At 61.8% G+C, this 24,268-nt stretch carries 26 protein-coding genes; 7 read left to right on the forward strand and 19 right to left on the reverse strand.

Translation table 11 applies throughout. The features are described 5' to 3' along the window. Positions 1 to 2: 2 nt before the first annotated feature. From JHD67_RS06320 to JHD67_RS06335, 4 genes are all read right to left on the reverse strand, one after another. A complete protein-coding gene (locus JHD67_RS06320) occupies positions 3 to 1,010 on the reverse strand; it encodes a DUF3150 domain-containing protein (RefSeq protein ID WP_199039734.1) in 1,008 nt (335 codons plus the stop codon). 282 nt (positions 1,011 to 1,292) lie between these two features. Then, positions 1,293 to 1,979, reverse strand: coding sequence for a hypothetical protein (locus JHD67_RS06325; RefSeq protein WP_199039737.1), 687 nt, complete (start codon positions 1,977 to 1,979; stop codon positions 1,293 to 1,295). Between the two features lie 9 nt (positions 1,980 to 1,988). Continuing rightward, a complete protein-coding gene (locus JHD67_RS06330) occupies positions 1,989 to 3,077 on the reverse strand; it encodes an AAA family ATPase (protein ID WP_199039740.1) in 1,089 nt (362 codons plus the stop codon). A 68-nt stretch (positions 3,078 to 3,145) separates the two neighbouring features. Next, positions 3,146 to 3,997, reverse strand: a complete 852-nt coding sequence (locus tag JHD67_RS06335; protein ID WP_199039742.1) for a hypothetical protein — start codon at positions 3,995 to 3,997, stop codon at positions 3,146 to 3,148. Between the two features lie 293 nt (positions 3,998 to 4,290). Between JHD67_RS06335 and JHD67_RS06340 the strand changes: the two genes are divergently transcribed. Beyond that, the gene (locus JHD67_RS06340) at positions 4,291 to 4,680 is read left to right on the forward strand and encodes a hypothetical protein (protein ID WP_199039744.1); all 390 of its coding nucleotides are present in this window, start codon (positions 4,291 to 4,293) and stop codon (positions 4,678 to 4,680) included. Between the two features lie 112 nt (positions 4,681 to 4,792). Here JHD67_RS06340 and JHD67_RS06345 read toward each other — a convergent pair whose 3' ends face one another. The 3 genes from JHD67_RS06345 to JHD67_RS06355 form a co-directional block, all read right to left on the reverse strand. Continuing rightward, positions 4,793 to 5,455: a hypothetical protein gene (locus JHD67_RS06345; RefSeq protein WP_199039747.1), complete on the reverse strand. Its 663-nt coding sequence runs from the start codon at positions 5,453 to 5,455 to the stop codon at positions 4,793 to 4,795. Positions 5,456 to 5,542: 87 nt separating this feature from the next. Continuing rightward, the gene (locus JHD67_RS06350; protein WP_199039750.1) at positions 5,543 to 6,190 is read right to left on the reverse strand and encodes a hypothetical protein; all 648 of its coding nucleotides are present in this window, start codon (positions 6,188 to 6,190) and stop codon (positions 5,543 to 5,545) included. A 209-nt stretch (positions 6,191 to 6,399) separates the two neighbouring features. Beyond that, a complete protein-coding gene (locus JHD67_RS06355) occupies positions 6,400 to 6,690 on the reverse strand; it encodes a hypothetical protein (protein ID WP_199039753.1) in 291 nt (96 codons plus the stop codon). A 111-nt stretch (positions 6,691 to 6,801) separates the two neighbouring features. Between JHD67_RS06355 and JHD67_RS06360 the strand changes: the two genes are divergently transcribed. Continuing rightward, complete coding sequence (locus JHD67_RS06360) at positions 6,802 to 7,038, forward strand: hypothetical protein (protein ID WP_199039756.1); 237 nt, start codon at positions 6,802 to 6,804, stop codon at positions 7,036 to 7,038. Here the strand turns inward: JHD67_RS06360 and JHD67_RS06365 are convergent. From JHD67_RS06365 to JHD67_RS06400, 8 genes are all read right to left on the reverse strand, one after another. Continuing rightward, on the reverse strand, positions 7,015 to 7,302 hold the full coding sequence (locus JHD67_RS06365) for a hypothetical protein (protein WP_199039759.1): 288 nt from the start codon (positions 7,300 to 7,302) through the stop codon (positions 7,015 to 7,017). The genes JHD67_RS06360 and JHD67_RS06365 overlap by 24 nt on opposite strands. A gap of 71 nt (positions 7,303 to 7,373) precedes the next feature. Next, on the reverse strand, positions 7,374 to 7,613 hold the full coding sequence (locus JHD67_RS06370) for a hypothetical protein (protein ID WP_199039761.1): 240 nt from the start codon (positions 7,611 to 7,613) through the stop codon (positions 7,374 to 7,376). A 349-nt stretch (positions 7,614 to 7,962) separates the two neighbouring features. Continuing rightward, the gene (locus JHD67_RS06375) at positions 7,963 to 9,303 is read right to left on the reverse strand and encodes a hypothetical protein (protein WP_199039764.1); all 1,341 of its coding nucleotides are present in this window, start codon (positions 9,301 to 9,303) and stop codon (positions 7,963 to 7,965) included. A gap of 173 nt (positions 9,304 to 9,476) precedes the next feature. Next, the gene (locus JHD67_RS06380; RefSeq protein WP_199039767.1) at positions 9,477 to 10,415 is read right to left on the reverse strand and encodes a PD-(D/E)XK nuclease family protein; all 939 of its coding nucleotides are present in this window, start codon (positions 10,413 to 10,415) and stop codon (positions 9,477 to 9,479) included. Between the two features lie 13 nt (positions 10,416 to 10,428). Then, a complete protein-coding gene (locus JHD67_RS06385; RefSeq protein ID WP_199039770.1) occupies positions 10,429 to 11,568 on the reverse strand; it encodes a hypothetical protein in 1,140 nt (379 codons plus the stop codon). Positions 11,569 to 11,657: 89 nt separating this feature from the next. Next, entirely contained in the window at positions 11,658 to 12,281 is a 624-nt protein-coding gene (locus JHD67_RS06390) for a hypothetical protein (RefSeq protein ID WP_199039772.1), read from the reverse strand. Positions 12,282 to 12,559: 278 nt separating this feature from the next. Continuing rightward, on the reverse strand, positions 12,560 to 12,739 hold the full coding sequence (locus tag JHD67_RS06395) for a hypothetical protein (RefSeq protein WP_199039774.1): 180 nt from the start codon (positions 12,737 to 12,739) through the stop codon (positions 12,560 to 12,562). 150 nt (positions 12,740 to 12,889) lie between these two features. Continuing rightward, positions 12,890 to 13,195 (reverse strand): hypothetical protein, encoded by a 306-nt coding sequence (locus JHD67_RS06400; protein WP_199039776.1) that lies wholly within the window; start codon positions 13,193 to 13,195, stop codon positions 12,890 to 12,892. Positions 13,196 to 13,942: 747 nt separating this feature from the next. Between JHD67_RS06400 and JHD67_RS06405 the strand changes: the two genes are divergently transcribed. Genes JHD67_RS06405 through JHD67_RS06425 form a run of 5 tightly spaced genes read left to right on the forward strand, consistent with a single transcriptional unit; the run spans position 13,943 to position 18,046 of the window. Next, on the forward strand, positions 13,943 to 14,731 hold the full coding sequence (locus tag JHD67_RS06405) for a hypothetical protein (protein WP_199039778.1): 789 nt from the start codon (positions 13,943 to 13,945) through the stop codon (positions 14,729 to 14,731). Next, complete coding sequence (locus JHD67_RS06410; RefSeq protein ID WP_199098370.1) at positions 14,731 to 16,464, forward strand: ATP-dependent helicase; 1,734 nt, start codon at positions 14,731 to 14,733, stop codon at positions 16,462 to 16,464. Before JHD67_RS06405 ends, JHD67_RS06410 begins: the two co-directional genes overlap by 1 nt. 28 nt (positions 16,465 to 16,492) lie before the next feature. Then, complete coding sequence (locus JHD67_RS06415) at positions 16,493 to 16,903, forward strand: hypothetical protein (protein WP_199039782.1); 411 nt, start codon at positions 16,493 to 16,495, stop codon at positions 16,901 to 16,903. A gap of 23 nt (positions 16,904 to 16,926) precedes the next feature. Beyond that, on the forward strand, positions 16,927 to 17,541 hold the full coding sequence (locus tag JHD67_RS06420; RefSeq protein ID WP_199039784.1) for a hypothetical protein: 615 nt from the start codon (positions 16,927 to 16,929) through the stop codon (positions 17,539 to 17,541). Continuing rightward, positions 17,534 to 18,046 carry a hypothetical protein gene (locus tag JHD67_RS06425; protein ID WP_199039786.1) on the forward strand — a complete coding sequence of 171 codons (513 nt, stop codon included), beginning with the start codon at positions 17,534 to 17,536 and terminating at the stop codon, positions 18,044 to 18,046. Before JHD67_RS06420 ends, JHD67_RS06425 begins: the two co-directional genes overlap by 8 nt. A gap of 272 nt (positions 18,047 to 18,318) precedes the next feature. Here the strand turns inward: JHD67_RS06425 and JHD67_RS06430 are convergent, their stop codons facing one another. Genes JHD67_RS06430 through mobH form a run of 4 tightly spaced genes read right to left on the reverse strand, consistent with a single transcriptional unit; the run spans position 18,319 to position 24,235 of the window. Further along, on the reverse strand, positions 18,319 to 18,972 hold the full coding sequence (locus tag JHD67_RS06430; protein ID WP_199039789.1) for a DUF4400 domain-containing protein: 654 nt from the start codon (positions 18,970 to 18,972) through the stop codon (positions 18,319 to 18,321). Further along, positions 18,969 to 19,520 carry a hypothetical protein gene (locus tag JHD67_RS06435; RefSeq protein WP_199039792.1) on the reverse strand — a complete coding sequence of 184 codons (552 nt, stop codon included), beginning with the start codon at positions 19,518 to 19,520 and terminating at the stop codon, positions 18,969 to 18,971. The genes JHD67_RS06430 and JHD67_RS06435 overlap by 4 nt, the downstream gene beginning before the upstream one ends. Before the next feature lie 18 nt (positions 19,521 to 19,538). Then, complete coding sequence (gene traD, locus JHD67_RS06440; RefSeq protein ID WP_199039795.1) at positions 19,539 to 21,455, reverse strand: conjugative transfer system coupling protein TraD; 1,917 nt, start codon at positions 21,453 to 21,455, stop codon at positions 19,539 to 19,541. Beyond that, a complete protein-coding gene (gene mobH, locus JHD67_RS06445; RefSeq protein WP_233171681.1) occupies positions 21,452 to 24,235 on the reverse strand; it encodes a MobH family relaxase in 2,784 nt (927 codons plus the stop codon). The genes traD and mobH overlap by 4 nt, the downstream gene beginning before the upstream one ends. Between the last annotated feature and the right edge of the window lie 33 nt (positions 24,236 to 24,268).

Here is a 24,268-nt window from a genome sequence, read left to right on the forward strand (position 1 = left end):
CCTTACATGGTCATGGTCAGGCCACGGCGGCGAGCCGGTGCGGACACTACGGGGGTGGTGGGAGCCGGGTCGGCGACAGTGGTGTCGTCGGTGGCCGGAATCGACAGCTCGGGTTGCACGAAGAGATCTTCCGCTTGCTGCAGGTGATCCTCGAGGGCTGCCTTGCCGTTGGCGAGCAGCTGGTGAGGGTTGGCCAACTGTTCCAGGACCGTGACGCAGAGAAGCGTGTTGGCCATGTTGAGCGTGCCTTGTACCGGCAGCTTGGTAAGCATCGAATCCAGCGCATTCGCGGCAGGAGCGATGTCCTCGTGCAGGAAGCCAAAGGCTTTCAACTTCTTGACGAGGCGACGGACGTTGTCGAGCTGGGACTGCAACATGCGGGACTTGCCGCGAACCTTTTCCAACAGCTTGTCCGCCCCGCTACTGATCGACTTGAGCATTTCCGGTAGAGCCTGGCCCAGCATGTCCTGGTAGTACGCGTTACCTGCGCTACTGGGGTTCTGAGGGTCAGGCGGTGCAAGCTGGAAGATGCCAAGGCCGAATTTGCAGCGGTTGCGGATCTGCGTGTCGGTCGGTCGGGACTGAGCGAGCATGAAGGCCCAATCGGGGTACTTGTCTTCCTGAGCCTGATAGGCATCGGGGAGGCGCTTGATCAGGGTTTCTAGTGCATCCTTAAAGTCTTGTTCGAACTCGGGGGACTTGGCCATGAAGGCCTCATACCGCTCGTGCGTAACAGCAATGCCGCCGGCGCCGCGGAAGGAAAAGCCCTCCTCTTTCAAGAATCGCTCGATCGCCTTACGGACGCTCTCCATGGCGGCGAGCTCTTTCGGATCGATGAGGACCTTGCGGCCGTCGGATACCAGGGTCTTGGGCGGCAACTTGTCTTTGTCAACGTCGGGCAGGTCCTGCTCGCGTTGAACTTTGACGGTACCGCTCCAGATCTGGAGGTTGCTGTTGATGATGACGAGGTGGTTGGAAGGGATGCTCTGGTGTGTGGTTGCGTTGATCATGGTGTTGAACCTCTGGGATGCGCTTCCCTAGAAGAAATTGCATCCGGATGCGCGAGCCGGATGTGCCGGTCTCGGGACGAGGTTCTCCCTTATCGGGAGGAACGACTCGTCCCGATGAGGGCAAAGGTGAAATGCAGGCTGTGACCTCCTGCGTAGGTTTCTGCAAGCGACGCTTGCGAAAATCGGTCCCGCCACTGCTTGACGGTGCGCGCCACCCGGGTGCGCACTGCGAAGGAGTGAAAAGGTGGACAAAGGTGCCCGAAGGCACCTCTGTCGCGTGGGTTAAAGCGTCATGCGAAGACCAGGACGACGGGCGGGTCCCCTGCCGCTGCCTACACGCATCGGCCGCTTGAGGGCGCGAGTCGTGTAGAGGCGTTCGAGGATGTCGTCTGTCAGCAGCGTGACGGCGGTCGGTGCTGCGAGGAGATCCCCGATCGTCACGCGGGAGTTGGTCCCGTCGACTATGGTGGGGGTCGTTCCCGCCGTAAGGCCGAAGAGGATGGCCACGGAGTCGGCGAACCGGCGAGGAGCCAGGCAAGTCAGCTTATGCCGTTGTGGCGTGTTGCTGTAGTTGACCATGACACCACCAACGATCCATTTCGAGTCGGTCGCGTCCCTGTTACCGGTTGTCGCCGCGTCGTGACCAAGGAGAGCCAGGCTCTCCCAGATCGCTTCGCGGTAATCGCCGGCGGCCGGGTCATTGACCGGATCGGACCCCGTCAAAGAGAACGAGATCTGATCCTGCGGCTGGTCGTTGGTGTTGTTCACGTAGAAACCGCGGTCCAGGAGTTCCTGGACCTTGGTTTGTACGAACTCCGCCTCCGAGCCGGTGACCAGCGAGGGTGGTGTCGTCTGGATGCGCATCTTGGTGAGGGTCGAACCCTCTCCAACACTGACGCTTCCATCGGGCTCCACCACAACGCGGGCAACGATCGGCTTGGAACCGCCTTCGTGTCGAAGTTCGATCATGTCGTCCCCTTAGGCCGTTGCGAGGTCAAACAGCGCCTTCACGGTTTGCTGTTCGGCATCGGCGAGGACCGCAGAGTAGACAGGCTTCAGTGCATACATCGGCACGTTGAAGCCGGGCTTCTCCAGGTAGGACATCATCTCGACCATTTCCAGCCAGTCGATCAGGTTGCGACGACCGAAGTCGAGCGTCAGCCTGTGCGTCTTGCTGTTGGTCTTGTCGACGAAGCCACTATCCCCTTTCGCCTTTCGGAGGTGATCGACGAACTTCGCATACTGCTTAGCCACGTCGGGGTCGGTGTCAGGAAACATCGTGAGGATGAAGTCCGTCTCGCGTTCCGGTGTCGCATGTTCCATCACATGCTTGTAGAAACGGTCGAGTACCGACACGTTCTGCTGACGCGTGCCGGCGTGGCCACCATCCCGATCCTCGATGAAGCGCGAGTTGCACGTCGCGAAGACGCAGAATCCACGCTTGGCAACGACGACATCACCCGATTCCGGAATGGTGTAGGTGCCGTTGTCGATAAGTTCGTTCAGCGCAGCCAGTTCACCGGGCTGGGACAGATCGATCTCTTCGATACACACCGGGTAACCACCTTCGGCAGCCATCCAAAGCGTGCCGGGCTCGGTGACGATGTCACCGTCGATCAGTGTGCGCTGATAGATGGCGTCACCAGCGGTCATGCTCGGACCCCAGCTGATCTTGGGACAGGGAATGCCCTGACGCGCAAGACGCTGCTGGATGTACGTCGTCTTGCCGACGCCCTTGGGACCCATGAGAAGGATTCCACGGCGCGGCTGGGACGGCAGACGCTCCCACTCCCGGTTCATCACGATGCTGATGAGCCGATCAAGCTCAAGATCATCGAAGACGTAGCGGTCGTTGATGGGGCTGAGGTGCTTGTGACCCTTCGTGCCGGCGTAAACGTAGCAGCCTTGGTCGGCGTACTGTGCGATCCCCAGGGTACCGAGGTCACTCGTGGTGATCTGGTAGGGGCGGCCTTCGGAGTTGGCGGCGAACAGCTCGGGAAGGTCTTGCTGCTGAGCCTTGATTGCCGCGTCAGTGAGGGTGAGGGTGGCAAGGGCGGGGTTGTACATGGTTCTCTCCAGGAATTTAGAAAGGAGAGATCACGCCCTGGTGGGGAGTAATCTCCCCGTTGGGGTTGTCAGGCAGCAAGAACTGCCCGGGATGAATGACCGAACACGCGGTCGATGATGCGTTGGATGCCCGCGTCGAGCGGGTCGACGTTGAGCTCGGGTTGAGGCAAGCGGATCTCGGTGCGTGCGTTTTCAGGGTCGAAGCCAAGAGCATCGGCACATTCAACGTACGACAGCGGAGTCTGCTGATCGGACAGGATCCATTCGATTGCGTCGTGGTCACCGGATTCGGCAGCCAGGATGGCTTCGCGGAGCACCTGGGCATGCGGCAGTGCTGCACCGTATGCGTTGGCGATCCAGCGCTTGGCCATGCTTCGAAGGATGTCCGGGTCCTGCTGGCCAACGTCGATGAGTTCGCCCGAATCAGGGTCCTTCATCTCCATGTTGAACAGCCGGCAGCACTCCTCAAACGAGAACGTGGCACCCGGTTCGTCGCGGAACATCCAGGCGATAATTTCAGCAGCGCGAGTGGACTTCTTCTCACACATTGCCTTGAGCGATTCCATCGATTCCTTAAGAAGGATCGAATGGAGGCGGTACATGCCCTGCTCACTCCAGTCGTGCGCGTTGCTGGATTCTTCCTTGGTCGCGTGCGGACGGTAGGCGATCTTCCGAGGCTTGGCGCGGCACTTCAACTTCAGGCTGTACTGCTTGCCTTTGATGCGACGCTGCTTCGGAGCTGCCTTGCGTTGACGCTTCTGCTTGCCGCCTTCGCTGGCGAACAGCAGGAGCTGATGGACTTCGATACGGTGCTGCTCGGTCGGGGTTTCTTCCAGACGGTGGGCAGCAACGATGCGGCGGGCACGGACCAGAACGGGCGTGCGAAGCCGCGCAACCACGTGGGTCGCGAACTTGAACATGGGTGGATCTCCTCTGGCTGCAAGAACGGCCGAGAGGAGTCCCGGAGCGGGAACTCAGCCCGGCCGGGTGGGGTTACGTTGAAAAGGCTTCCAACGTGCTGACTATGACCCTCAGCGTGGGTATCACCTGCTAGGCAGGTAGAAATCGAACCGAAGCAGCCAGAGGAGGGTTGCTCGGTGGCCAAATTATTACCACATAGGCGGCGCCTGGGCAATGCATCACGCGTCCCGTTTAGGTGGCGCGGCACCGGCCGTTATCCTCGCCTGATGCAGTTCAAGGAGAAGGCCACAACATGCCGCGTCAAGTAACAGTCCCTGCGCCCGATGGGTTCCCTCACTTTGGCTGGACGGAAGAGAAGGTCAAGGCGTACGTCATCGAGAAGCCTCTCGCGGTCGGTGACCACATGACCGTGGTCAATACCCACGGTGGAATAACGACATACCTCTTTGCTCAAGTCGAGGCGGTCAATGTCGGCAAGCAGCGGCGCGTTGTGCTCTCGCGCGCTGGCTTCAGCGGTGGGACGGCGTTTCACCGGTCGGGCAAAAACTGTTTCATGCCCACCGGGCAATCGAGGATGCTTCCGCCCCTTGCGGAGTTGCCCGAGCTGTCTGCGGATCAGGATGTCGTCTTAGACGCGCTGTACGGCATTCCAGGGCGCACGCGCGCACCAGGGCTGGAATAAGGGCCCGGCGGAAGAACCATCGAGCTGGCCCCGGACAGAGGCCAGCTCGACGATAGGTGAATCAGGTGAGTGTCCTGCGCCGTAGATACGGCGCGGTACGTGGGGTGAATGGTCAGGCGGCCCGACGGAAATACTTGGACAGAAAGTGATCCAAGTAGCCCAGACCTTCGAAGCCAACCCAGATCTTCGGGTTGTCCTTCCAGAGCTGGTAGGCCATGGCCAGGTGACGAAGAATGGAAACGCATTCATCGTCCTGAGGCGTCAGACGGATGCTGTACCCGCCGTACGCGCACGCGGTGAGAGCGCCTTCCCGCTTGAGCGCGGAGAAGTACTCCGAACCCGCAATGGCTTCCTCCGCCCCGTAGAGCGTCAGCAGCGAGTGCATCAGCGGCACAAGGGCGTCGTAGTGACCCACGGGTCGCTGCAAAGTGCGCCGATATTTTCTGATGTATGACTCAGCCGAAACGCAACCGCTGCTGCCCATATTGCCGATGGCGATCATCATCCCCTCCGCGTCCGCAGACGCCTTGGCGATGTGCTCGATGATGTCGTCTTCGCTGCCGAAGGCACGGAGGCCCCAGGAGCGTGAGCGAACCTCGCGAGTGCGACCGTCGCTACCCCGCTGCAAAGTCGTGCAGTTGCTGTCTCCACTTTCACACAGCACCAGCAGCAGCTGGTCTTTGATCGCCGGCGGGACGGAGCAGTCGTTGAGGTTCTGGAGTGCTGCCATGTTCAAAGACAGGGCAAGGTGCTTGTACTCGATGTGCGTGCTCATGGTGCTGGTTCCTTTGCGAGAAATCCGCGCGCACACCCCCTTTGCGGGAGTTGGTGCCCGCAGAGGGTGGGTTGAGTTACAGGTGTTTTAGAACAACTGAGCCATCGTAGGCGACGCGGTCGCCTCGTCCAAACGAGCAGCGAAGCTCGGGAGCACGTTAGCCGAGAAGTCCTGATAGCTGGCCAGTTCAACGATGCCGAAGACGTCCGCGAAAAGCTCGTAGCGGTCGTCGCTCAGATTGCCGAGTTGTGCCGTCCAGGTGTGTTTCTTGAGTTCGTGAGCGACTGGAGCGGCGCCACGGTGGTTGAGCCACGCGTGAGTCAGTTCCGGAGCGTAGATGAACTCGTCGCGAAACGACACGGCGAGCGCCAGGCCACGGACCAAGTCCATTGCGGCCTGCCCTTCGATGGCATCCGAGATGCTCTTGCGATGCGAGGAGATGTAGTCCTCCGGTTGGATGACCTCGCCGGACTCGGAGAGGCCCACACGGAGATTCCCGCGCACGGTTTCAGCACTGCGGTTGCATGCACGGCGCATCAGCAGGTAGGCCCTGCCAAATTCGCCACACTCCCATCGCGCCACACCGTTCTGCTCGATCTTTGAGAAAGTCAGGTAGACCACGTTGTCGCCATAGCCAATGGAATCGGCGCGGCCTGGCCAGTACTTCGCAACAGTCGATTGAGCAGGTAGCAGGTCGAACTTCAGGATTGCGGTTTTACGTTCGATGGAAATCAAGGTTACGTCCTCAGGTTGGTCACCGTTGGACTTCGCGCTGGAAGGCGTGAAGCCCTCGGGCGCGTGGGTAAACCCGGCTGTGAGCCCCGGATATGGCTACCTGCGTGGCAGGCGGTGAAAGGTCTTTCTGGCGGGCCCGACATGCAGACCAGCGAGGAAGACCTCTCGTGGCGAGAGGTGTGCCAAAAAGGCAATTGGAAATGACCAAGTCAATCGAAAACAGGCATTTTTTCGGGAATACCGGCCTGCTCATCGTAGAAGGCCATCCAGTTGTGAATGGCGGCTTCTGCATGTTGCAGCGCTTCGGTGGGTCCGCTGTACGGACCATGCGTGTAAGCCGGGGCGAACGGCGGGCGCCCCTTTTCGCGGGCAACCACGGCCATGAAGGTAGCCAGCGCGTCGCCGCTATTCGGCAAGGGCTTCAGAGTGGTCTCGGTGGTGACTTCCCATTTGCCGTCACTGGTGGGGACCCAGTCGCCGTGGTGGTAGTTGGTGTGCATCTCAGGTGCTCCTGTGCGCGCGCCGGACGACCTTTGGTCGACACTGGACGACGCTTGTGGGAAGGTGATGCGGCGGGTAGGCTCCTCTGCCCTGCATGGAGGCAAGAAACCTTGGAACGTCTTAGTAACGGACGCATTCACCTCGACGATGCCGAATGGCAGGTCGTGAAGGCGTTCGCTCGGCCATGGATTGGCCAGGCAACCACCGCGCTCGAACTCAACGAATGCTTGGTGGACGCCCGCAGCAGGCTTTCGCCTGAGCTGCGGGTCGACCACGCAATTGCACTCGGTCTACTCGAACAGTTCGTCTCCGAAGCCAACGAGTCAGTGCTGTCTGGAACTTGCTAGGCCCGGTTGACACTGGGCTTTGCACTTCTCGTACAGCTCTGGGCATGCCTCCATGATCATCGGCGTGCCTTCCATAATCAGCATGACGCGCTTGGCCATGCGGATGTCGGTGGTAACCACGTCAACCAAGATCTGGATACCCTTCTTGACGTCGTTGTGATCTCCGAAGATCACCTTGAGTAGCGCCTCCGCCAACTGGCGAGATATGGCGCCGTCGTCCCACAGTTCGTGCTGATGCACGGGACGCTTGTTGATGTCTTTCATGGTGCGTTCCTTTAGGCGACGGTCCCTCCCCAACGGGAAGGGATTCCCGTCAGGGTGGTGGTGGTCGCCTATCAGCCCGCGGTGGGCATCGAGGAACGGATTCGCTTGGTACGCAGTTCGAACTTGCCGTAGGCAGCTCGGCGGACGAGCTCCTGCTCGGCCTTGTCGAGGAGGAAGTTCGCGTCGCGGTACGACGGTGTTTCACCGCGCAAGACGGTGATCACTTCCTCCAGGCACGCGTGGCGCTGGAGCAAGTCGTCCTGGTCCATGGATTGGAACGAAGCGAGGTCGAAGTCGAGATTGATGGACATGTGTGCGTTTCCATCCCGATGTGCCGGTCGGGTGCAAGAAGAACGCTCCCCGTGGCACGGCGGGGAGGTGTGACACCCGCCGGAAAACGAACACGACCAACCCCATCGGGAAGGCGTATGCGTTCCCGGTGGGAGAAAGGTTGAGAAGTCCGGCGCGTGGCCAGACTGCTTAGGTGTGATCAGAGATCACTGAGAGAGGATCGAATGGGAAACCATTCTGAGGATCTGTCTCGAAGACAGGAGCGGCCGTTTAGGCGGGCCTCGTCACCTTGAGTGGTGCGAACACACACTCGAAAAATCTTCGGCGCTGTGGCCGTGCATGGAACCGTAGCGACAGCGCCATATCGTGTCAACTAGATCGCACCACCCTGCCCACGGCAGCCGTGAGCACTTTGCGCAACTGGTTCGGATCATCGTTCGGGTGGTGCTCCACCAGGCCGACAACGCCCGGTAGTGACTTCATACGCGGGTGGGTGATCGCCTTGGACGCGAGATAGTCGGGATCTTTGTCGAGCCCCATAGTTTCCACGATCAGGCGCTTCCCACCAGGGAGCCAGAGGACGAAGTCCGGATGGCAACTGGTGCCGTCGGCAAGGACCTCGGGGAACAGCGGCGTCTGCAGCTGCACTTCTACGTTGAGGGAATCGGGCTTGGCCCAGTACGTCATGAGCGACAGCAGGTTCTCGGCCGTCTCCCTCTCAAGTCCGCTATCGACTGCCAACAACACCGACTTGCTCAGACACGGATGCGCGTATGCGTTAACCAAGCTGAAGGCCTTCTCGCCGCGCGGCTGGGCAATCTGCGCAATCACCCAGAAGGGGCCGGCATTCCCTTTCGTGTACCCCGGCCGCTTCACAGCGCCTCGGACATTGACCACGGCGACGCGGTCCTCGCTGGTGCCCCGCCATACAAGCTGAGTCTCGTTCGGACTCACCTTGGCGATCTCGTGCACGATGCCGACGAACAGGCCTTGCGGGCGTGTGCCTGCCGGGAAGCGGGATGCGATCGCCGGCATGTTCTGCAGCAGTTTCGGCAGTCCCGGCAGGAAGGTGCAGCCAACATCGCGTAGCTTGAGACCGGGCGCCACGGGCTGATCGAGCAATACGTCCAGGCCGGCATAGGCGTTCTTGGATTTGCTGAGCGCGTTGTGGCCCTTACGCGTGATCACGTCGGACGGAAGCACCGTCGTGTAACCCACGTCCGTCAGCGCCGTGAAGAGAAGGCGCGCAATTGCGGGCACGTTGGAGCTTGGAGTGCGGGGAGCCTGGGAGGGTGCTGCAGGTGCGCTCTGTGAGATGTCCTGCGCTACCTGATTGAGTAGCAGCCATCGGCCTTGCCAAGGCTTCATGACGCCATCTACGCCTTCGGTTGCCGCGCGCTCGGACTCGAGTACCTCAACCCAGAAGGGACAGGTGTCGGCATGCGGTGTCGCTCCGTGCCGCCAGATGTGAATCTGCCCCTCGCGCAGGCGTGGCGCCATAAGTGGTGGCGGGTCGATGTCTGCTGGGCGGCAGCCGCATGCCAGCCAGCGCTGTTGATCACGCAGATCCATTAACCCTTTGGTCGCACGCTGTCGATCCGCCTCGCTGGGAGCCGGATGATTGCCGAAGCAACGGACCAGAGAAGCCGATAATGCAGGCTCCACTTCGCCGAGAACATTGGAACGGTCGTGTAAGCGCAACTTGGTCATGAAGACCTCGTCAAATGGCCTGGTTCGAAGACGCGCATCAAGCATGCCCTCGAAAAAGGCCACTCAAAAGAGAGTGGCGAAAGGAACGATATAGCTGGTTGTATGGTGCGTGGATCAGGTATCCAGCCTTTTAGGCTCTTTATTCCCACCTTTTGGGCGCGGAATTCAAGCTTTTAGGCTGTGCGGGAACGCGGGGGCCGGACATGCAGGCCATCGCGAATCTGCTTGGAACACCAGAGATGGAAATCGCACATGGTTGTGCACGGAGTGCAATATGAGTCCAGGCTGCGACGAGCGAACCGCTTCCGGCGAATGTCGTCGGCGATCCACAGGCGAGACTGAACATACTCCTCCACCTGCTCCGGCGTACGTGCCGGAACGAGATGCATCGGTGCAACAACCGGACCTTCAGCGTCCTTCTTCTGGGGCACCGGCCGCTTGACGGCGTTGAGGAACCCGACCTTGTCGATGCTCGTAATCCCCAAGGATTCCTTGTGGGCGTCGAGCACCAACTGCTGACCGGTGAGCTGGCCAGAGTTCAGGGCGAACAACTCCGTGGAGTCCTGGGAAGGAGTCTTCACGTCGAGGATCACCACTTCACCGTCGGGCGTCATTACAACGAGATCGAGGATCGAGCTGTAGATGACATTCCGTGGAAGGCGAACGCGCAGCTCACGCTGCACGATCGGCATGCCTTGAAGGTCAACCATCACTTTGAGGCCAGAGGCCTTCCACCATTCAACGAAACGAGAGAGCAATAGCTCTCCCGTCGCGAGAATGTCGTCGTGACCCTTCCAGCGCGTGCTGAAGTCGACCACGCGAGTGGCCGCCCATTCCTTGTAGGCATTGACGAAGACCGCGTTGACGTCGACGGACAAGCCGTAGAGGTCTGCGATGACGAAGGCGGAGACCGCCTGGTCGAACGCGGAGCCGAAGCCAAGGTTCACGGAACTCGTCACGGATTCGAGACGGTCACGGTAACGGTAGGCGTATGCGGCGCCGCACTTCTCCATCAGAGTCGATGAGGAGTGGGACAGGTAGACATCGTATTCAGCCGAGACAGGTGGCCGAACCGACGCTACCGATGCTTGCGAAACAACGGCGGTAGTCATGGTTAGCTCCTTATCAGGCTGCGGCAGATGCCTGGGTGTTGGTGCAGAGTTGCTTGTAGAAGTTTCGGAGGTGAAGTGCGGAATCGAACACGTCCGGCACGGGCACGCCCTTTGCCTGGGCGCGGTTGCGGGCTTGACGCAGCAGATTCGCATTCAGCTCCTCGCCATTGGCGGCCTTCGGCGCAGACGGAACGCCTTGGATGGCGGCCGGTACGGCGGAGGCTACCGTCGGTGTCGGAGCTTGCGTCGGGGTTCCATCGACAACCACTTCAGCCTCGGACGCTGCGGTGACGTCGACCTTGGCGCTACCGCCCTGGTCGACCGCTTCGTTCGTTGCGTCGGTGGTCGCCGGCGTCGCAGGGTCCTTCGCGGTGCCCTTGCCTGACTTGGCGGGGGCTGCGTTGGAACGGCTCTGCTTGGCAACCGTCAATGCGGTCTCGTCGGCCTTCGGAGCTTCAGCGACTTCGAATGCAGCGGTGTCGCTGCCGTCCCCTGTTGCTTCCTTAGCCTCGGTAACAACCTGAGCGTCACTCTGTGCCTGTGCGGTTGCAGCCTGCGCGCCTGCCTGCTTTGCCTGCTCGAGAAGAGCTTGCGCCTCAGCGGGCAGCTTGTTGCGGCTGCCTTCGGCCGGCGTCGAGATGGCCGAAACGCCATTGACGTGAGCATTGCCGACAACCGGAGCCGGTGCCTGCTTCTGCTCGCCGCGCGGTGCGTCTTCACCCAACGTGGAACCCGGAAGACCGAGTGCCTCATAGAGCTTGCCGCGCACTTGCGAGTGGCCCTCGGAGAACGACGAGGCTGAGTTGATGATCTTCAAGAACTCCGCGGTTGCGATCAGACGCTGCTCGGGGTCCCGGAGGAACGCCTTGAACAGGACCGTCGGCTGGATGGCCATGCGCTGACCGCCATTGCCATCGTCCACGTAGGTATCCGGATCGGGCAATTCGATCTTGCCCATCTCGGAAGTCACTTCCACTGCGAAACCCTTGAGAGGGTCGAACACATCGAGGAAGCGCTGGGTGCGGTGATGAACCCCGAAGATGTGGACGGGAACGCCGTCACGCACGATCTGGACACCAAGTCGGTCCGTCATCGGACGCAGTTCATCTTCGGTGGGTTCGACGTCCTTGAAGGGACCAAAGGCGATTTTCATGGGTGTACTCCTCAGTCGGGTCCGGCCAAAGGCGCGGTGTCCTGTCCCGACGTGATGCAAGAAACCCCGGACGGGGGATTAGAGGTGGATTACCAGTTGCGAGCGGTAAAGTGGGTTTCGAAGGCGTTTTCGGGCATGTGCTTGTGACGATTCTTCGTCGCGGAATCGTCCTTGGCGTCTGCAAACGACGGTGCGGAGGTTTTCAACGGCTGTTCCGGACCCTGCGCACTTTGACGTGGCGGGGGCGGCATGCGCTGCTGCGGTTCCTTCTGCACGGGAGCGTGCTGGACAGGCTGTTGGCTCTGCTGAGCCGGTTCCTGCTGGGCCGGTTCCTGGGTGCCCTCACCTGCGGTCACCGACGCCTCGACGAGAACGTTGATGGTGGTTGCGCGGATGAAGTGCCAGTAGCGACGACCAGCCGGGCCGTCGTCCTCGTCGACGAGTTGCTCGCCCGACACGAGGATGCGTGCGTCCTTCTTGAGCTTGTCCCTGTAGTAGGGAAAGCCGTCAGCCGGGACCTCGAACTTGATGTTGAACCAGGTCATGCGACTGCGAAGGTCGTTGCCACGGCGGTACAACTTGCGACTGCCAATGCGAAGCCTGAAGCGATAGGAGGTTGGAGTGGCCGAACCTTCGGGAAATCCCTTGAACTGGGCGTCTTCCCAAACGGTGCCGGAAACGGTGTGGATGTTGGTGTCTTGAATCACGCTCATGGAGTCTTGCTCCGCGATGGTTCCATGGTGACCCGACGATTGATTTGGATTTATCGGCAGGCTTGGGCTCTGCTCCGTCCCAGTTGAACAGCTCTGGTGGCGAAGAGAAGTTGATGGGGGAATTGAAGGCTCCCTCTGACCCCTTTTGTGGCGATTGCCACGAAAACCTGTCGATTCGTGCATGGGTGTTCTTCGTACAGAGCCTGCCGATCAGGCTCTCCAGGAAGAACACCCGGTGGCGTCCCACCGGGTGATTGGGTCAAGCGGTGCGCCTTGCGTCATGCGGCCGGCGCGATCACTGCGGGTTCGCGGAGGTGATCCATGAATCCCGCGTGGCGCGCCCAGCGCATCACGACGCCCGGTTCAATGCTCTCTTCCGAAGTGCGGATCAGCTCTTCAGCACTTTGGCGAGCAAACTCTTCACGGCGCGGGGAATTCTGCGAAGTGACCATCATCATTTGGAATCTCCATCGTTAACGGGGCCAGGTCCCCACCAAAGGAGCCGCGAGCAGCTGCTTTGGTGGGAACCTGGTCGTCACCGTGGAGGTGTCGGTGAGCGCGGCTCCGGGCGAATGGATTCCATTCACCACGGAGCGGGCTGACTGCTATCAGTCGTTCGAGCAAGTTGCAGCTTCCACCGGGACGTTACCGGTAGCGGCCGCTTCGACGACTGCGTCGATCTTGTTGGTCTGGCCAGAGGCATAGGCAACAAGACCCGAAACGCTGCAATTCCTGGTTGCGGCGGATTCGGCAGAGTGATGCGAGTGAATCAGCACCTTGGCGGCGCCGACGACGAGCAGAACGGTGAGAACGAACACCCAGAGAGCCGGGCTGGTCCACAGGCTGGAGCCTGCAGCAGTACGAGCGTGAGCGTTGGTGTCAGCGATCCAGAACGAACCATTGTTACGACGCATGGGAAAACTCCAATCCCGCCGTGCCGAGCGGGTAGAAGAAAAGGCAACTCCCCGTGGCACTTCGGGAAGGAATGAGCTTCCCGGGCATGCATGCGTCATCCGTGAGGATGGCAAAGCATCCCCAGGAGGAATGGAATCTGCGCAGACGTCGCCGCGAGGGCGCGCTGTCCGAAGACAAAATCTGCGGAGGTGAATCTCGCGCGTGGGCGACCGGCGACCAGAGGTCACGTCGGGCTCGCAAACGGGAGAAATCACCTAGACCAACGCAACACTTGGCCGGAGCTGTCCGGGGTGCGCAGGTCGATGTCATACGTCGGGGGCAGCGTCATTCCCGTGGGAATGGGCGCACGCTCGCACACGTATGGCCGGCAGAGAGCCGGGCTTAAGGGCAGCAAAGCTGCACGGTCGTCACGCGACAAGGCGAAGCGACGAGAGGGATTGATCCGATGGATCGAGAGGGAGGCGTTAGAGCCTTGTAAGACCTGTCTCTAGGAACAGGAACGGCCAGTCGAAGTGGGCCTCGTCACTTGTGAGTCGCTCATGCAATGCATGGGACTCTCGAAAATCGGTGAGGTGAGGTTATGCGTGTGTGCCGAGAGCTGTCAAGCGCCGTGAGTGCCGCGTAACAAGTTCACGCGCGACCGTCCGCTCCGGACCGGAAACGATGGCCGATAAAGGGAGCGTTTCGAGGGGCCGTTGGCGAGAGGGGCTTTGAGAATGACCTCACCATAGCCAAGGAGTGCCCACGTGAGCGCTGTTCTCCAGAGTCAAGAAGAAGCGGCCGTCGCCGCTGCGCCAGCCCGCCCCAACGTCGACCGCCAAGCCGCCACCGCCGCTAAGAAGCGTCGGCGTGAAGAGGCGGCGAAGTGGCGTCCCGACCATTCGACCCCCTACTGGACCCACAAGCTCGAGCTGAAGACGGAACAGGCCTCCTACGTCTACCACATGGCCTTGGTCATGGCTCAGCAGTCCCTGTATTTCTTCTATCACACCCTTCCCGACAACATCGACGCGATGGCCGCTGCGGAATCGGCGATCAGCACGCGCTTCGAAACCGTCGAGAAGCAGCTCAAGGACGAGATCGGCCGCCTGAAGATCATCGTTGACAGCATCGGCGCGGATCAGCCCGCCGGCTATTCGGGTGACATCGACGTGCACGAGGTGGCCATGTACACGCCAGAGGCCAAGCGCTTCGCCACGCTGGTCGAGAGCTACGACGAAATGGTCCAGCTCCTGGACGTGTTGTGGTTTGCGGCCCACTTCAATCGCAAGGTACGCGCCCAGAAGGTTCAGGAGTACCGCAACCTTCTGGTCTCGTTCTCTCGGTGGATCTACGTCGAAAGTCGGCGCGCCAAGAACGCTGTGCGCGAGCATCGCATGCTGCGCGATGCCAGTCGCATCGAGACCGCGCGCGTCAAGGCGACTGGGCAGCGTCGCGGTGATGGCGAGGTGGTCGTGGCCGAGCCGAAGGTGGACGCCGCCCCCGCTCCCGCGAAGGCCTCCAAGCGCGGACAGGCTGCCAGCGCTGAGGCCTGATGCTTAATCCGGCCCAGCTCCAAGCTGTAAGGATGCCGGGGCACTGTCTGGTGACAGCGTGCCCGGGCTCCGGAAAGACAAAGCTGCTCGAACACCGAGCAGCTTTTTTGCTGGAACCGCCGGCAAACAAAGTGCTGGCCGTGACGTTCACGTCGGAGTCGGCCCAGGAGCTGGAGCACCGCATCCGGCATCAGGCGCCCAACGCGCGGAACCGGCTACTCACGGGCACGTTTCATGCGCTGGCCAAGCGGCAGCTGCAACAGGCGCGTAAACGCGTGCAGCTGATCAACGCCATGCGCCAGAACGACCTCCTTCGGCGCGCGTACCGCGAGACAATCAACCCCGACGACGGCATCTCGTTCGAGGATGCCCGGGCGTTCGTCGAGGAAACGAAGGCCACCGTCGATCCCCTCCTCCCGGATCGGCGCAACAACCCAAAGGTCGACATGTTCCTGAAATACCAGGAGCTGCTTGACCAGACTGGCTCGTCCGACTTCGCCGACCTCCTGCTCAAAGCCGTTCGAGGCATGCGCGATGGCAGCGTCGCCCCGTTCAAGACCCCGTTCATGCTGGTCGACGAGTTTCAGGACACCGACAAAGTGCAGCTCGCATGGATTGCCGAGCACGTCAGCCAGGGCACTAAGGTCACGGTAGTCGGTGACGACGACCAGTCGATCTATGAGTGGCGGCACGCGATGGGATATGTCGGGTTTGAGGATTTCCGTCGCCTCACCGACGCCCCGCACGTAAGTCTCGACACGACCTACCGGTGCGCTCGCGAGATCATGGAGCCAGCTTCCCTTCTCATCGCGCACAACGAAGAGCGCGTCGTGAAGTCGCTGACGACAGCGAACACCACCCGAGGCTCCACAGTGGTGAAGCCGTGTGCCGACAAAGAGGAAGAGTGGCTCGCTATTGCCACGGCCATTGCCGCGTCGGGCTCGCCCGGCGACTGGGCTGTGCTCGCGAGAACCAACGCTCAGTTGGAGGCGTTGGAGCAGTACATCGCCGGACGCGTCCCCACCATCCGTTCCGGCGGCACCAATTTCTGGGACCTGCGGGGCCCGGCCATCTATCTCGCCATTTGCGGCGCACTCACGAGCGGCAGCATGGCCGACCTTGACCAGGTTCTTGTCCGGGCCGGCGTCGGTGAGTCGCAGCTCGAGGCGCTGCATGAGGAGTGCCAGAGCAGACAGCCAGGCGCGGTGCATCGCTTCATCAACGGGGCGAAGAAGGCGTCCACGAAGGAGCCAGTCGAACGCTTACGAATCCTGATGCGCCAGTGGTCCGGGATGCTCGGTGGTACCGAGATCAACCTAGCTCTTCATGGGATCGCCAACTACATCAAGACGAACGTGAAGCTCTACGACAAAGAGCGCCGCGCCGATGAGATTGCCAAGGATGAGTCCCGACTGGACTCGTGTGCAGCGGCACTGAGTCGGCTTCGCGGACCGTTAGTCCAACGCATCCGCGCCGTGCTCCAGGAAGAGCGCGAGGAAGGTGGCGCCGCACGTCTGCTGACCTTTCATTCGTCGAAGGGACTGGAGTTTCCCAACGTCTGGATCATGGGCTGCGAGGAAGGCGTGATTCCCTCCACCAATAGTCCCCTCGAGGAGGAGCGGCGGCTTTTTTACGTCGGCATGACCCGAGCGAAACTCAACCTGACGATTTCGTACGTCGTGGACGAGAAGGCCCCACCGACGCGGTTCATCGCAGAGGCAGGACTGAAGTGACGCGTCAGCCATCAGGGAGGGACACCATATGGTGATTGAGCTTGCAGCCGCGATCCTTGTCGCCGGTCTGGGCACCGCGCTCTGGTACTCGCGTAGGGAGATTCGCCGGCGCGATGCGGTAATTACTGCGTACCGCACTCAGCTTGTCGTCTCCGAGCGATACCTGCGAGAGATCAAGCGCGCTCTTGCAGCCGACGGCGGAATCGCCCGGCCCATCTCCCACGCACGACGCATCGCAATAGACCTTGGCCAGTTCGGTGCCGCTTTCCTCAACCGATCGCCAGAGAACGCGTGGCGACTGCGTGAGATCGATCGCTACCTGCAGGCGGTCGGCGCCACGGTTGGTCTTCCCACACAGGCCGCCATGCCTGCGAAGGACGCGAGTTTCGAGCGCACGTATGCACCCCTCGCCCGATACATCGACCACGACATCCACTAATCGAGCACGGAGTAGCCCGTTCCATGAATCGCAGTCGCTTGGCCCTACGGTTTCTCTTCTTCTCTGCAGCTGTGCTGCCGCTAGCCCACCTGGTCTTGGCGCGGACGTCCCTTTCCGTTCCGTTGGCGCTCGTCCTCGTTGGGTTGAGCCTTGCCGGGTTCATTGGCCTGGGTTTCGTAGAAACGTCGCTCGGTGTTTGGTCCATCCGCGACCTTCTGCCCGCGCGCGGAGACATCTGCTCAGTCCCCGCCGACCCCGTCGAGCCCGAACCGGAAGGCTGGTACGCGGCCTTGGCGATCCTCGGACAGGTGCCGGCCACCTTTGCAGGGGCTGTCGTGATCGGGGCGCCGGCATTCATCCTAAGCATCATCTTTAGTCCGCTTGGCTTCACCTACGGGCACACTTTCTCCCGGCGCCTCGCCGCGAAGGTGCCCTACATATTCGCGTGCGGGGGGTTCTTCCTCGTGGCGGCGCGGGAGCAGCCCGTTTGGATGGATCTCTCTGCGCACCAGCACTGGTCCAATGCCCAGTCCACTTTGGCTGTCGCGGCCATCCTCATCACTTTCTATGGTGTCTACGCTCTTGCCCTAAGGGGCACCGCGCGTGCGCGCCGCAACCAAGGAGCTACCCATGTTTAAGGAATTCGGCTTCATTGAAGCCCTGCCCTACTTGTGCATCGCAATCGGTGCCGTGCTCGGGAGGGGCGCGGGCGCTCTTGCGGACGCTGAGAAGGCAGGATTGCTGGCCGGCGCCGCGCCGGCGTCCAAGGACGGAGATCCTTCCATCACAGCCGCGCCTGAGGCCGCCACCACGGTTGTGGACCGCCGCGCGGACGCCGGCGAAGCTCTGCTGCGCAAGCCGGTACCGCCGCAGCGTATCGGAATGGCGCGATCGCGTGATGACAACAGGGAGGACTTCGCTACCTCCATGGTGGTGGCCGCGGCGACGCACAGCGCCGTCGCAGGCACTCTCGCCGGCGGTTCGCTGACTGGGGCGCTGGTAGGCAGCGCACTTACAGACGACGACCGTCAGAGCCGATTGAACGATCAGTGCACGACCGCCGAAGACCGCGACAGCTGGAGCGATCAGGACAATGATTCGTGCTCGTCGTCCGCCGATTCGGACTCTTCCGACGACGACTAGCGCACGGCAAGCACGACGTGTGGCGTCCAGGCTCGTCAGGTCACTGACGGGCCTTTCTTATTGCTGCAGCAAATTGTGGTCTACTCGCCAGGGTTGCGCGCCGCCGGCGATCGGTCGGTGGCCTGGCGGCGCCAAGCACGCTGGCCATGGTCGAAGCGATTCCACGCAACACGCAAGTACGCCGGCGCAGGTCTGCGTGGACCCACAAAGAGCGATGGGCGCCAATCGGCGCCCATCTCAGCTTCGGTCGTGCCGCCCCGCGAGAGCCGTTCTCAGGCGCGCTTGGCGAACATGGAGATCGAGGTCCAGAGCGCGATGCTCATCAGCACGATCAGGACTGGAGTGAGGGTCGCCGGCAGCTGGATAGGGGAGAGGAGAAGAAGGAAGGCAAACAGGGGCATCGCGAACATGGCGTGTCGTCCAAGGACGTACATGTGGGGCGATGTCATGCCGAAGCCTGCAGCCTTGATCTTACGGGACACAAACGCGTCGATGATGAAGGGAACGGCCACGACCAGCGCATACGTCCACCAGGTCGACGCCACCGCGATGCGAACAAAGAGCTGATAGAGGAGAGTCCAGCAGACCCGCAGCCGAGTTGCAGCCCAATCGCGAACGGGACTGAGGAAACCGTTGACCTTCGCGTCGGTGTCATCGGCCTCTTTGCCAGGCTCCATGATCTTGAAGGTGGCCTCGATCACGTGGGAATGCACAAAGGTAGCCTCCCACACCGAGCGCGCATTGCCTTCGGCACGCGCAGCCGCGCCCTCGCCGAGCACCAGGCGCGTCTGCGCCCTCTCCTCTTCCACCTGGCGCACCAGCCAGTCCTCCTTGACCAGGAAGACGTAGCCCATGGTCCAGCAGGCGATGAAGATCAGCCCCCATTTCCAAAGGGTGAGTTCGCGGCCAGTGGCTGTCGAACTCATGCCGCTACCTCTCCGAAGACGTCGTACTGTGCGTCGTTGTCGGATGCTTCGAGCAAGTGCATGTCATCAGGTTCGAGGACCCGATAAGCGATCGCCGCCGCAAAGCGACGTGGCGACTGCAGCTCGAAGCCGTCCCCCTGCAGGAGCGAAACTGTCGGCTCACCGTTGATCTCAATCCATTCTTGTAAGGGAGCATCCGAGCGCGGGTCCCACCGTCTGCCATTGGCCGCAATCTCGAGCTCCAGCAGGCGACTGACGTTGGCGAGCACCAGGTTGATGAACGCGCGCGCCGCCGCCTCGCCCTCCTCCCTGGACGCTGCGGGGATCGCTTCCTCGAGGAAATGGCTAAGGAGGCTCTTCTGCGTGAAGGGATAAACGATGTGCGGTGGCATGAACCAGGCGAGCCGGAGCGCCACGTCCCGCAGGCGCGGTACACGACTGAAAAGGACCGCGGCAATGTCGGTCATGCGGAGCACGTCCAGCGAGCGCTTGAGCAAGATCTGAGCCTCGTCAGGCGGGACGATGGAGGTGGGTGCGGTCATTTCCATGAAGTTCCTCTGCATTCCTTATGCGGCCTTCTTCAATTCGAGAGCATCTTTCAGGATGGGGATGCGGCCCTTTACTAGCCTGCCACCTGATACCTGCGCGAAGAATTCGAGGTTGGGAAGGCAACCCAGTACGTCCGGAGCGACCATCGGTGCTTCGGTTTCCTTCATTGCCTCGGTGATCTTGTAGCCAAACGCGCCCGGCGAGTCGGACTTTGCATCGGTTGCCTGCGAGTACTCGATGTGGCGCACGACCGTGGTCGGGAACGTCTCAGCGATGTACTCCTGGGTTCCACCGTCAATGGTGCGAAGGACGATCTTGTTGTTGAGGTTTCCGAGCACCATGCGCGCCTTCGTTTCGCTGCCGACCTTGGCCGCGAAGTCAGCGAACGTCTGGGTGGCGATCACCAGGCGGATGGCCGAGCCGCCGGCCTTGTTGAGCAGCTGGATCAGCTTGTCGCTCACCAGCTCCGCCGCTTCGTCGATGATGAGGGTGACCGGCCGCAGCTTGGCGGACGAGCGCTCCCGCTCCAGCTGCTCGCCTCGGCGCTTGATGAACTCGATGAAGTCGACATTGTCTTCGTAGTTGTAGCGATCGCCGGAGACTGAGGTCATGTCGGAGATGAACATCGAGCCGATAGCCGAGGCCACCATGCTGTCGGACATTGAGTCGAGGCCCAGGTAGCACACCTGGCCGTTGCGGATGATGTTGGCGAAGTTGGTGATCGGGCGCTTGTCGTCCAGATCCGACGTATCCGGCGACAGCAAGTCACCTAGCGTGCCTGCCGTGAGCATCGTGAGCACAGGGGTAAGGCTAGCCGTCATCTTCTGCTGATGGGCTTTGTCGTGCTCAAGGTCACTGATGAGGCCTTCAAGCACGCCGGACGGCGCCGTCTTTTGCACCAAGGCCTTGTAGAAGGCAGCGTACGCGATCGCGACGTTGAGATCGTCCGTGCCCTTGGCCTTCTTGGTGTATCCCTTAACGTCCTCTCGCCAGTTGGGAACGTGCTTGTCGAAGTAGGCTTCGCACGCGCGCACGACCAGCCAGTCCGGTCCGCTGTCGACGAAGCGCTTCAGGAGGCGAAGCGTCGGCTTGGAGTTGATCAGCAGCAGACCTTCGATCAGGTTCGTGAGGATCATCCACGAGTGCGCGGTGAACGGGTCCGCACCGGTCTCCGATGGGATAAGCGACGCGATGCGCGTGGCCAGCTCCGTCGCGCGGTTGAAGTTCTTGAGCGGATCGATGCGCCAGCTGGTTTCCGGGAAAGCAGGGTGGAAGAAGACGAAGTCGGTCGGACGGCCCTGCAGGTGGCAGGCCTGCAGCGCGGACTCGGCCAGACCCTTGTCTCCCTTCGGATCCCAGATCAGCACCGCCTCGCCGCGTGCCACGGCCTGGTGAATGATGGTGTCGAGCATTCGGCTCTTGCCGGCGCGCGTCGTGCCCACGAGAAGGATGTGGCCAGCCGTGTGGTCGAGCGGGATCTCGATGGGGCGTTCGCGCTCCATGCCGATGCCGTGGATCCATGGTTGACCCATGAAGGCATCGGCAGGCTGGTCTGGTGCCGACAGGCGCTGCGGATCCTGCCGCCTAAGCATGTGCGTCAGCTGGCACTCGGCTTGGGTCCAATCAAACCCGTAGCCCAGGAAGATTGTGCGCTGACTCAACGCGACGCGGTCGTTTAGTTCCTGGCGCGACTGGAAGGTGACGCCCACGCCGGCGAGGAACTTCTGTTGTCGGTACCGGCGCAAGGCTTTCCGGCCGCGCACGATGAGCATCATCAGGCAGAACGAGGCGAATGCGACAAACGCCGGCGAGCGAATGTCGGACGTCGCCCCCATCAAGCCCATGATGGCAAGGGCTGCGCCCCACGCCGCGGTCGAGTAGTACTCGTAGACCGGGCGGAAGGGATCTTCAAAGCGAAATACGGCTGCGCTCATGCATTCAGCTCCTTCACCGCGACGTTGGCTGCGGCGGCGCGCATATCGAGCTCGCGATCCCAGCTCGGATTCTTGGTCAGGGGTACCGACGAGGGCGAGGTCATGGCATTGCCGCCGCGCGAGTCGATCAGGTATGCGTTTTCGTCGGCCGTCGCCTGCATGTGGAGCTGGAAGATCGTCCCGACAAAGTCGTGCTGCTTGGAGAACTGCTTGAGCAGCGCGCGCCATTCCTTCGGCGTGATGTCATCTACCAGCACCTGGTTCCGCTCCAGGTGCTCACCCATGAAGTCATCGAATGCAAGTCGGAGATGAGGGCCGTCGGATGGCTCCATTGCCCTTGGGTTCTTGATGAGCGCTGCCACCGTCGCGGGAATGTACGGACCCAGCGGGAGCACGCCGGCTTGAAGCCCCTTGGAGGTCTGAACGGCAATGGGCAGCAGGAGTCGCATCGCTTCCGTGACCTCTTCAGACAGCCGAATGACATTGACGGTCTGGTTGCCGACCTGCAGCGGCACGGTGCTTCGGGTCGCAAACTTCGCGTCACGCACCATCCAGCCCTTCTTCTCGAGCAGCTTGGTCAGGTCGCCTGGCGGAATGCCCAGGTTGTTGATAGCCGCCGGATAGGCAATGTGGAGGTGGCCGCCCTCTTCGAAGACGTGCGTGCCCTCCTTCAGCGACCCATCGCGGATGCGGTCAGCCAGCGCGAGGATGTAGATGCCGGCGGCCAAGTTGTCGGACTTCTCGAACCACGCTCGCGCCAGCTCCGGCGTTGCAGGCGGCCAGTCGGTACGCGCGGCCCGAGCCTGCGCCTGCCGGACTTCCTCATCGCGCAGGTCGCGCTCCATGCGACGGTCCCGGAGTTCACCCTGGTCACCTACTTCGGTGGTCCCAGCGCTCCCTTGCTGCGGCAGGTCGTCGTCGCTGTCTTCTGGCTCGCTGTCGAAGGTCAGCTGAGGTGGGAGTGCGCGTTCACCGGGGATGCCATCGTCGTCTGGGGCAGCCGCGCTCGCGCCCTGCGCGACTTTAGGCGTCGCCGCATTTGAGCGCTTACTCTCCCGTGCGGGTGCATCCCTTGCCATTTCGCCAGGAGAAGGCGACGAAGCCGACGCGGTGGCCACGTCAGGGAGCGGCGTTCCGGCCGCGCCGGGAATGGGCGCGCCGCCTGCAATGATGGAGCCCCACCGGTCACGAGGCGGGTCACCGGGGACAGCATCTGCTGCCAGCGCCTTCGTGCTCGGCTCGGGCGCGACGGCCGTGTCGGCACTGGACTGTGTAGTCGCTCCGGCTTGGGTTTGGTTTGGCTCCGCAGTGGCAGGGTCTGTGCCGGCGGCCACCGCATCCGGCGCGGGCTGCACAGCGGACGCCGGTGCGGGTGCTGCTGGAGGGGCCTTCGGTGCGCCGACGGACACGCCGCCGTTAGAGATGACTTTGCCCTGCGGATCAAGCACGTCGACCAGCAGTGCCTTCGGCTGCACGATGGAACTGGGGATGACCTCATCGCGAGCGAACACGACGCCGAGGACCGGCGCAATGCTCGTCTTGCCGCGATCCTCGATCTGGATACCCAGATTCCAGTTCTGATACTGGCGACCGTCCGGCATGATGTTCGGGCGCACCATCCCGTGGTCCAAGAGGACGGTCACGATCTTCTGCACGTCCGTAGGCAAGGACGTCTCGCCCGCATCCTTCAGGAGGCCGATCACGTTGGCCAGCACGCCCGGATACACGGCCACGACACCTTCCGTGGTCATGTAGATCCCGCTGTCGATGTCGTTGATGACCCAGTCGCCGCTCTCGATCTGATCGTGGATCGTGCGCACGACTCGTGCAGCCAGGCCACGGGACCCACCCATGCCGGCCGACGCCTGGCGCTTGCGGGATTCCTTGATGTCGCGCTCAACACTCGCACTGTCGGCGGCTTTGATAATTGCGCAGAGAGGGTTGCGAGGGTCTACGCCACCGTTCAACGCCATGAGCATGGCATCGATCGCTTCCTGACCATGATGCGCGCCGAGCCAATCCAAAGTGACCTGAGGGAAGATCCGGTAGACGAGCGCGCCGGTGAACGCTTCATGGCGCTTATGACGCGCGCCCGGGCGCCAATGGATGTTGTAGTAAGGAAGATTGTGAGCTTGGAGCCAGTCGTACAGCGACGAGGTGTGCGGGTTCCAACTCAAGTTCCCGCTGGCATCCAGCGCGCCCACGTCGACGATGGGCTTGCCCATATCGTGAATCATCGCACCGAGCATCGCGGCGATACGCCAACGCGGCTCCAGCTGCTTGCGAACGACCGGGGGGTGATCGAGCGCAAAGACCGCTGACTCGCACTTCAGCGCCGCATAGAACGCACATTCCAGACCGTGTCGAAACAGGCCGCCCTGACCGTAGTGGTGATGGGTTTCCGAGGCCGGGAGAAGGTGCACGTATCGTGCGTACTCATATACCGCCGGCAGAAAGATGCGCTTGAACTCTTCGTGCGAGAGGCCCGAGGTTCGGTGCAGATCGTCGACCAGACCTTGCTGGCTTGCCACCAGCACCTCAGGGGGAGCCGAAGGAACCGCAAGCCCGACGTCTGGATATGTCGGGATCGGCTGGCCGTTGAACAGCGGCGCGGTCGACGCGGGGACCGCCGGAGCGAGGGTGTTTGTTGCCGCAGAGGGCGTAGCCCCGGTGGGCGGCGCACCCGTGGCTTGCACCGCGCTCGCAGGCCCGGCTGGCTGATTTGGGTTAGGCGCTGCTGCTACCGGCGGGGCTGAGGGCCCACTGCCCTTGCCAAGCATCTTCCTCAAGAACTGAAGCACTGTCGCTCCTGC

The sequence above is a fragment of the Dyella sp. ASV21 genome, assembly GCF_016428975.1.
In the GTDB taxonomy this organism is placed as follows: domain Bacteria; phylum Pseudomonadota; class Gammaproteobacteria; order Xanthomonadales; family Rhodanobacteraceae; genus Dyella.

What these genes read in the sequence shown, in the direction of transcription:
- JHD67_RS06345 (WP_199039747.1), bottom strand. Translation starts at nt 5,455, where the DNA reads ATGAGCACGCACATCGAGTACAAGCACCTTGCCCTGTCTTTGAACATG.
- JHD67_RS06410 (WP_199098370.1), top strand. Translation starts at nt 14,731, where the DNA reads ATGCTTAATCCGGCCCAGCTCCAAGCTGTAAGGATGCCGGGGCACTGT.
- JHD67_RS06370 (WP_199039761.1), bottom strand. Translation starts at nt 7,613, where the DNA reads ATGTCCATCAATCTCGACTTCGACCTCGCTTCGTTCCAATCCATGGAC.
- JHD67_RS06330 (WP_199039740.1), bottom strand. Translation starts at nt 3,077, where the DNA reads ATGTACAACCCCGCCCTTGCCACCCTCACCCTCACTGACGCGGCAATC.
- JHD67_RS06365 (WP_199039759.1), bottom strand. Translation starts at nt 7,302, where the DNA reads ATGAAAGACATCAACAAGCGTCCCGTGCATCAGCACGAACTGTGGGAC.
- JHD67_RS06430 (WP_199039789.1), bottom strand. Translation starts at nt 18,972, where the DNA reads ATGAGTTCGACAGCCACTGGCCGCGAACTCACCCTTTGGAAATGGGGG.
- JHD67_RS06375 (WP_199039764.1), bottom strand. Translation starts at nt 9,303, where the DNA reads ATGACCAAGTTGCGCTTACACGACCGTTCCAATGTTCTCGGCGAAGTG.
- traD (WP_199039795.1), bottom strand. Translation starts at nt 21,455, where the DNA reads ATGAGCGCAGCCGTATTTCGCTTTGAAGATCCCTTCCGCCCGGTCTAC.
- JHD67_RS06355 (WP_199039753.1), bottom strand. Translation starts at nt 6,690, where the DNA reads ATGCACACCAACTACCACCACGGCGACTGGGTCCCCACCAGTGACGGC.
- JHD67_RS06420 (WP_199039784.1), top strand. Translation starts at nt 16,927, where the DNA reads ATGAATCGCAGTCGCTTGGCCCTACGGTTTCTCTTCTTCTCTGCAGCT.
- JHD67_RS06385 (WP_199039770.1), bottom strand. Translation starts at nt 11,568, where the DNA reads ATGAAAATCGCCTTTGGTCCCTTCAAGGACGTCGAACCCACCGAAGAT.
- JHD67_RS06400 (WP_199039776.1), bottom strand. Translation starts at nt 13,195, where the DNA reads ATGCGTCGTAACAATGGTTCGTTCTGGATCGCTGACACCAACGCTCAC.
- JHD67_RS06395 (WP_199039774.1), bottom strand. Translation starts at nt 12,739, where the DNA reads ATGATGATGGTCACTTCGCAGAATTCCCCGCGCCGTGAAGAGTTTGCT.
- JHD67_RS06335 (WP_199039742.1), bottom strand. Translation starts at nt 3,997, where the DNA reads ATGTTCAAGTTCGCGACCCACGTGGTTGCGCGGCTTCGCACGCCCGTT.
- mobH (WP_233171681.1), bottom strand. Translation starts at nt 24,235, where the DNA reads ATGCTTGGCAAGGGCAGTGGGCCCTCAGCCCCGCCGGTAGCAGCAGCG.
- JHD67_RS06320 (WP_199039734.1), bottom strand. Translation starts at nt 1,010, where the DNA reads ATGATCAACGCAACCACACACCAGAGCATCCCTTCCAACCACCTCGTC.
- JHD67_RS06390 (WP_199039772.1), bottom strand. Translation starts at nt 12,281, where the DNA reads ATGAGCGTGATTCAAGACACCAACATCCACACCGTTTCCGGCACCGTT.
- JHD67_RS06340 (WP_199039744.1), top strand. Translation starts at nt 4,291, where the DNA reads ATGCCGCGTCAAGTAACAGTCCCTGCGCCCGATGGGTTCCCTCACTTT.
- JHD67_RS06415 (WP_199039782.1), top strand. Translation starts at nt 16,493, where the DNA reads ATGGTGATTGAGCTTGCAGCCGCGATCCTTGTCGCCGGTCTGGGCACC.
- JHD67_RS06435 (WP_199039792.1), bottom strand. Translation starts at nt 19,520, where the DNA reads ATGGAAATGACCGCACCCACCTCCATCGTCCCGCCTGACGAGGCTCAG.
- JHD67_RS06325 (WP_199039737.1), bottom strand. Translation starts at nt 1,979, where the DNA reads ATGATCGAACTTCGACACGAAGGCGGTTCCAAGCCGATCGTTGCCCGC.
- JHD67_RS06380 (WP_199039767.1), bottom strand. Translation starts at nt 10,415, where the DNA reads ATGACTACCGCCGTTGTTTCGCAAGCATCGGTAGCGTCGGTTCGGCCA.
- JHD67_RS06425 (WP_199039786.1), top strand. Translation starts at nt 17,534, where the DNA reads ATGTTTAAGGAATTCGGCTTCATTGAAGCCCTGCCCTACTTGTGCATC.